This is a genomic window from Plantactinospora solaniradicis, from assembly GCF_042658085.1.
GTDB lineage: Bacteria > Actinomycetota > Actinomycetes > Mycobacteriales > Micromonosporaceae > Plantactinospora > Plantactinospora solaniradicis.
This window is the reverse complement of record NZ_JBHSPR010000113.1, coordinates 1-6,301: the sequence shown is the minus strand read 5'-3', so window position 1 is coordinate 6,301 and position 6,301 is coordinate 1. Positions and strand designations below refer to the sequence as shown.

6 protein-coding genes are annotated in these 6,301 nt (G+C 68.1%); 3 read left to right on the top strand and 3 right to left on the bottom strand.

The window, feature by feature from the left end:
* Positions 1-234: 234 nt before the first annotated feature.
* Positions 235-1,209, bottom strand: a complete 975-nt coding sequence (locus tag ACFP2T_RS47340; RefSeq protein WP_377434494.1) for an LLM class flavin-dependent oxidoreductase — start codon at positions 1,207-1,209, stop codon at positions 235-237.
* Between the two features lie 85 nt (positions 1,210-1,294).
* Here ACFP2T_RS47340 and ACFP2T_RS47335 point away from each other — a divergent pair, with 85 nt between their 5' ends.
* A complete protein-coding gene (locus ACFP2T_RS47335; RefSeq protein ID WP_377434491.1) occupies positions 1,295-2,074 on the top strand; it encodes a helix-turn-helix domain-containing protein in 780 nt (259 codons plus the stop codon).
* Here the strand turns inward: ACFP2T_RS47335 and ACFP2T_RS47330 are convergent.
* Positions 2,053-2,475, bottom strand: a complete 423-nt coding sequence (locus tag ACFP2T_RS47330) for a hypothetical protein (protein WP_377434488.1) — start codon at positions 2,473-2,475, stop codon at positions 2,053-2,055. The genes ACFP2T_RS47335 and ACFP2T_RS47330 overlap by 22 nt on opposite strands.
* Positions 2,476-3,203: 728 nt before the next feature.
* Here ACFP2T_RS47330 and ACFP2T_RS47325 point away from each other — a divergent pair.
* A complete protein-coding gene (locus ACFP2T_RS47325) occupies positions 3,204-3,587 on the top strand; it encodes a hypothetical protein (RefSeq protein ID WP_377434486.1) in 384 nt (127 codons plus the stop codon).
* 70 nt (positions 3,588-3,657) lie between these two features.
* Here ACFP2T_RS47325 and ACFP2T_RS47320 read toward each other — a convergent pair whose 3' ends face one another.
* Entirely contained in the window at positions 3,658-5,250 is a 1,593-nt protein-coding gene (locus ACFP2T_RS47320) for an FAD-dependent monooxygenase (RefSeq protein ID WP_377434484.1), read from the bottom strand.
* Between the two features lie 278 nt (positions 5,251-5,528).
* Between ACFP2T_RS47320 and ACFP2T_RS47315 the strand changes: the two genes are divergently transcribed.
* On the top strand, positions 5,529-5,654 hold the full coding sequence (locus ACFP2T_RS47315) for a hypothetical protein (protein WP_377434483.1): 126 nt from the start codon (positions 5,529-5,531) through the stop codon (positions 5,652-5,654).
* The last annotated feature ends 647 nt before the right edge of the window (positions 5,655-6,301 follow it).

The window sequence follows — 6,301 nt, the reverse complement described above, 5'->3', positions numbered from 1 at the left end:
CCTTCGGCAAACCCAGGTAGGCGCCCTCCGCACTGCCACTGTTAGCTCCGGTCATGGAAACTGACACCGAATTTATCGGCCGCCCTGATCCTGACCATCCTGTGCGGCGTCTCCACTGGGCGGAACCTCATCGGGCTCGGCCCGCTTCCGTGACGCGTCGCCGGAGCAGATCATGCGGCTGCTCGGGCCGTGCTTCGAGGCGCTGACCGGAACCCCGGGAAGGCTCTGCGACGCTCAGGACCCGCCCGAGGCGGAGGCGTGATCCGCTGATGCCCGTACGGCGGGGATCAGGGCGGCGATCCGCTCAAGCTGGTCGCGCTGGGAGTGCAGGTCCAGAGCGCCCAGGCGGATGACGATGTGGCGCGCGCCGGCGGCGACGTACCGGGCCAGTCCCTCATGAACCTGCTCGGCGGAGCCGGTGACGACCGCCTGGATCTTCTCCAGCTCCTCCAGCGGCATGCCGTAGCTGGCCCGCACGTAGGCGTCGAGCGCCTGGCGGCCGGTCTCGACCCCCTCGTCGACCCGTACGGAGACGAACAGTGCGGGGGTGATGTCCTCGGCCGTGCGACCGGCGTCGGCCGCCGCCCTCCGGACGTCCACCAGGCCGTACGCGTAGTCGGCCGGGTCGGGCGGGTAGGGCAGCCATCCGTCGTACATGCGGCCGGTGCGGGCGCGCGCGGCGGGGGTCGCGCCGGCGAGCCAGATGGGCGGGCCGCCAGCGCGGAACGGTCTGGTCGCGGGCGGGATGTCGGTGAACCGGAGAAACTCGCCGTGGAAGGAGTCGGCGCCGTCCCACAGGGCCCGCCACAGCGCGACCGTCTCGTCCAGCCGGGCGAATCGCCGTTCCCATGGCACCTCGGACAGCGTGTAGAACGGCCGTCCGAAACGGCCAGGAAAGCCCGCGCCCACCGTAACGGTGAGCCGACCGCCGGACAGCAGGTCGATCGAGGCCAGGGACTGCGCCGCCTGAATCGGCCGGCGTAGGAAGGGCAGCAGCGCGCCCGTCCCCAGGGTCACGGTCTTGGTCGCCGGGGCGAGTGCGGCCAGCATTGTCAGCGCCTCGACGCGCGGGCTGATCAGGGAGTCGTTGACAAAGAGCGAGGAGAAGCCCGAGCGTTCGGCCGTGCGACCGAAGGCGACCAGCTCTCGAGGGTCGCCGTCCGTGCCCCATTGGGCGGTTCCGGTCGGAAGCAGTACACCGATGTCCATGCCGACGATGCTCACGACCGACGTGTGCTGTGACAATTCCCTGGAAGGAATGGCAGGGAACCCTCCGTCGCGTTACAACAGGGCCGTGGACTTCTCTCGGGCGCTACGCGAACGCCGTACCCGCCGTCATCTCAGCCAGCTCGACCTGGCGCTGCGGGCGGGTACCACCCAGCGGCACCTCAGCTTCATCGAGTCCGGCAGGTCCATCCCCGGCCGGAACATGGTCGTACGCCTGGCCGAGTCGCTTGAACTGCCGCTGCGGGAGCGCAACGAGCTGCTGCTGGCCGCCGGATACGCGCCCGCCTACCCGGAGAGCTCACTCGACGACCCGGCGCTGGCCCCGGTGCGCACGGCGATCGACCACATCCTCCGCGGGTACCTGCCGTACCCGGCGCTGGTCGTGGACCGAAACGGCGACCTGATCGCCGCGAACGACGCGTTCGGCCTGATCACAGAGGGTGGCGCCCCCGAACTGGTCGGCGCGGGTAAGAACGTCTACCGCCTCGCGCTGCACCCCGATGGCATCGCGCCACGCATCCGCAACCTGGCCGAGTGGGCACGCCACATCCTGACCCGCCTCGGTCACCTGGAGGAGCTACGCGAGGAACTCGCGGGGTACGTCCCCGACCTGGAGCCGTCCGCCGGGCAGCTCGGTTTCGCAGTGCCGCTCCACCTGCTGTCCTCGCGCGGTGAGCTGCACCTGATGACGACCGTGACGACGTTCGCCACCGCCGTCGACGTGACGCTCGCCGAGCTGAAGCTGGAGGCGTTCCTGCCGGTCGACCCGGCGACGGCCGAGGCTCTCCAGGCGGCCGCCGGGCCGATGTCCACCGCGACGCCGGGTCAGGCCCCCGGGAACATGTAGTCGGCCTTGATCCGGCTGTCGTCGTCGAGCACGAGGATCTCCAGGCCTCCACCCGCCACATCGCCGGTCTCGACGGACACCGTCTCCCAGCCGAACTTGACGACGCCGTGGAGGCGTACGGCATCGGCACGCGACCGGAATGTGAACCCCCCTTTCTCGACGAACCGCTCGTAGCTCCGTGCCACGCGGATTTCGATGGCGTCGTACCCCTGGGCCTCGAGGGTCGTGTGGTCGAAGCCGAGTTTCGCAGCGATCTCGCGGATCTCCACGGGCGGCTGGAGGATGTGGGTACCGTCCTCGGCCCAGAGCCGCTCGATGGCCGCGCGACGTTCGGCGGCGTCCGGCTCCGTCCACTGGGCCATATAACGGTCGGCCAGGTCCTGCGGGCTGATCTCGATCACGAATTCTCCTTGCCGGGTTGATCGCTTCGACCCGATCCTCCATGTGGCGAGGGCGACCGACAATTCCCTGCAGGGAATGGCCTGGGACCGCCTTGTTCGTCGTTGGGCCTCCAGAGGAAGAATTACCCGGATCCTGCGAGAGGTTCGCGATCTCCCGCAGGATCGATCCGAGCGCTGCGGCAAACCGAGAAATATGCGCGGCCTATGTGATGCCCAGTAACCAGATATTCGGATCTAATGGTTCGGCGGTTGTTGGTGCAGGCTGGCTCCAGCGGAGGCGACCACACCACCCAGTGGACATCCGGCGGCGAGATCCTCCTGGTCACGCTCCGGCCGCTGCTATCCCACGAACGGACCTGCACCGACCTCGACAACGACACCCCGTGGGAGCAACGCCCGAGCGCATCAGCCTTACCCGGCCGACCTTGATGCCCCCGTAGGCTTCATCAGCTTCGCCTGGCCGCGCGTCATCCGACCGATCCGGATAGGACAGTTGCCCGCCTTGGCGACGACACTGCCCTCGGCACGGTCGATGTCGAAGCTGCCGCTGGCGCCACTGAGAGCGATGTCAGACAAGGCGTCGCCGATCCGGTCGTGCCCTCGTACCTGACGACGCCCTTGACCTCGCCGATCCGCATCCCGGCCGCGCCCCCTTCGATGTCGGCGGTCCCGGCGATGCACCCGATCGCGACCCCACCGGCCGCGAGGCGTCCCCGCAGCACGGCGAGGTGGTCGAGCTGGACTTGGTCGTCTTGATCGACAGTTCGCCGACGGAGAAGTCGACCTTGGTGTTCTCGGCCACCTTCACGTCCGACTTGTTCGCGCTGTTGATGGATTCGACCAGCACCTGTCCGACCGATCGCTTGCGACGACGCGCACCTGGGCGCCTGGGGGCGGTCAACGTGGCCGTGATCGACTCTGGCGTGGCGATTGCAGGCACGACGATCCCCCTTGTCGCGTACGTGTTGTCGGGTGCGGAATTGTTGGTGGGCGGCTCAGCCGACCCAGCCGGTACAGTGCCCGCCCTTGCCCCGCGTTGTACCCGCCGGTCACCGACGAACGCCGCGCTGACCACACGGACCAACCAGCCGTTGGTCGACAATCCCTCTTGATTGGCCGCCGCCTCGACACGTTGCTTGAGATGTGCGGATGGTGGAAAGCCCGGGTGATCTCGTCGCGGTTTCAGGGTGTGCCGAACCAGTCGGTGAGTGCTTCTCGCAGTGCGGGCGCGGCGGTGTCGGTGGATTCATCGCTGGTTGCGGCCCAGGCGATGTGACCGTCCGGGCGGATCAGCAGGGCGTCGGCTGGTCGCTGATCGGTTTTGGCGATGTGGATGTCGACGCGATGCTGCCAGTCCTGGGCGGTCTGGCGGAGGTCCGGGCGGTCGGCGAGGTCGAGGAGGATCGGCCGCGCGGTGTGCATGAGTTCCGCGACGCTGGTGATGCCCTGGCCGGTGTGCAGGGTGAGGTTGGGGGTGAAGGTGCCGACCAACGCATGGTGGTCGGAGCCGGGCATCGGGTAGCGGATGTCAGTGCCGGCGACCAGCGCTCCCATACGGCGCAACGGCTGCTCGTCGGCGAGCAGTTCCTGGAAGACCTCCCGGAGCGCTTCGGCGGCCGGGTCGTGCCCGCGCCGCAGCGCCACCTGGGCTCGGGTGTGCAGCATGGTGCGGGTGCCGGCGAGGTGGCGTTCGCTCTGGTAGGTGTCCAGCAGGCCGGCCGGCGCGCGGCCGTGGATGTCGGCGGCCAGCTTCCAGGCCAGGTTGACCACGTCGAGCATGCCGGCGTTGAGTGCCACACCGGTGGCGGGGAACAGATGCGCCGCATCACCGGCCAGCAGGATCCGGCCGTCACGGTACCGCTCGGCCTGCCGGGCCTTGAAGGTGAACCGCGACAGCCGGATCGGTTCTCCCATGGGCAGGTTCACGCCGAGCACCCGGCGGATGCTGTCCTGGAGTTCGGACAGGGTCATCGGGATGTCGTCGTCGTATTCGGTGCTCTCGTCTTCGATGGTGTAGAGCGAGACCGCCCTGGAGGCGGGTGACGAGCCGACGCCGAAGAGGCCATGCTCGGTCCGGGTGAAACCCGCGCGGATCGTGCCGAAGCCGGGGACATCGAGGTCGCCGTTGTCGAGTACGGTCACCGCGTCGGGCAGGGTGACCTGGGCCAGCCGGTTGACCTCGGGATAGGTGGTGCCCGGGAATGGGATGCCTGCCCAGTCACGGACCCGGCTGCGCGCGCCGTCGCAACCCACGAGGTAGCCGGCGATCACCTGGTACGGCCCGTCCGGGCCCCGCACGTCCACGGTCACCGCGGCATCGTCCTGGCTCACCCCGATCGCCTCGTGTCCGCGGCGGATGTCGACACCGAGTTCCTCAGCGCGTTCGTCGAGCAGCCGCTCAAGCTGCGGTTGCGGGAGCGGCAGGGCGTGCAGCGGTGGATCCGCCAGCTGGGTGAAGTCCAGATGCACACCGCCGAACGGGAATCGGGGAGCCGGGACAGGGCCGGTGCAGGCTGCTTCGAACCGTTCCAGCAAGCCTCGGTAGCGCAGCAGCTCGAGGATCTGACCGCCAAGGCCACCGGCCTTCGGGGTGGCTCGGCGCTGCGGCTGCCGCTCCAACACCAGTGGTCGCACTCCAGCCAGGCGTAGTTCATTGGCCAACATGAGGCCGGTCGGGCCGGCGCCCACAATAATCACGTCGGCGCCCGTTACTCGCGGCTCACGTCGCGGTCCTTCGTCGCTTTCCAGCGCGACCTCATCGTCGACAACACGCATTCGTTACTCCACTTCCGCAGGTCCAGGCTAGCTGGTCGGCGACAGTCTTCCGCGCGGATCAACCGAAGATCAACGACAGTCCTCGCAACATGGCATAACCCCCCGCTAATAGATTGAAGGGCCGGAAGCAGCACGTGCTGGCCATAACCGGCGGGTTATCGCTGCTTGCGATCTTTGCCGTTGATCGAGGTCCGCACCCGCAGGGAGCATGAAAGCGTCAAACGGGCCCGCACGCCGTGGGCTGCGGGCCCGAATCCATTCCTCGTGGGGGGATGCACATGCAGTTCACACTGATCGGATTGGCGGTCGCGGCGCAGGACCCGGCCGCGAGCGCGGCATGGTTCGCCGAGCACTTCGGGTTCAAGGTCGGCGTCGATCTGGGTTGGTACGGCCGGGGCCCTTGAAGTGTCTTGCGGCGGGCAGGCCGGGTCGGCTGACGGCGCCGAGCCGGCTCAGTGGGCAGGGCTGAGCACCCTGGACCGTACGCCTCGAAGGTGGACTCCTTCCGGTCGCGCATCAGGTAGAGCGCGACCTGGGCCAGGCCGATCTCGCTGAGTTCGGCCGGCCGGTCCCCATGCGCGGGCGCCGGGCCGAGCAGGCACAACCGGTCGACAAATCCCGTCGGGAAGAGCTCGGTCGAGAGGGTGCCTACTCGGCCCTGGTGTACGTCGTAGCCTCCACGGCCCCGCGTCTGCCTGCCGGCCACAGGCGGCCCCACCCGCCGCGCCGGAAGATCGCGGCGAGCGCACAGAACGCCGGCACCACGCAAGATCATCGACATATGTCAACGCTGCACACGCTGGAAATCGAAACCCATGCGAGAAGAAGGCGGGTTACGACAAAGCGAGTTTTCGAGGCATCGAATGAGGTCACTCGAACGCGCGCCAAGTCGTCATATGGATGGGACGACCAACCGCGGTCACGTCACACGACCATTGATCATGGACAAGGCGCGATCATGCTTCCCGAATCCACGACCACCCGGTGTCACTTTCCATGACCGGAGCTAACAGTGGCAGTGCGGAGGGCGCCTACCTGGGTTTGCCGAAGG